1 protein-coding gene is annotated in these 489 nt (G+C 51.3%); it reads right to left on the bottom strand.

Annotation, left to right across the window (positions count from 1 at the left end):
* Positions 1-489 (bottom strand): hypothetical protein (locus ADH31_RS07645; protein ID WP_049509939.1); only part of this gene is annotated, 489 nt, incomplete at both ends.

Genomic DNA, 489 nt, shown 5'->3' with positions numbered 1-489 from the left:
TCGTGGCCTTCTTCTTGCGTGCCTTTAGCTGTAATCTCGCCGGTGTAAGCTGGCAACTCTGGTTGAACCAAAGATTCGCCTTCGTGGCCTTCTTCTTGCGTGCCTTTGGCTGTAAGCTCACCCGTGTAGGCTGGCAACTCTGGTTGAACTAGAGATTCACCTTCGTGGCCTTCTTCTTGGGTGCCTTTGGCACTAATCTCGCCTGTATAAGCTGGGGATTCTGGTTGAACTAGAGATTCACCTTGGTGACCCTCTTCTTGGGTGCCTTTAGCTGTAAGATCACCGGTGTAGGCTGGCAATTCTGGTTGAACCAGGGATTCGCCTTCGTGGCCTTCTTCTTGAGTACCTTTGGCTGTAAGCTCGCCGGTGTAGGCTGGCAATTCTGGTTGAACTAGAGACTCACCTTGGTGACCCTCTTCTTGGGTGCCTTTGGCACTAATCTCATCTGTGTAAGCTGGGGATTCTGGTTGAACCAAAGATTCACCTTCG

The organism is Streptococcus pseudopneumoniae (assembly GCF_001072375.1).
GTDB lineage: Bacteria > Bacillota > Bacilli > Lactobacillales > Streptococcaceae > Streptococcus > Streptococcus pseudopneumoniae_L.
This window is presented reverse-complemented; position numbering and strand designations above follow the sequence as displayed.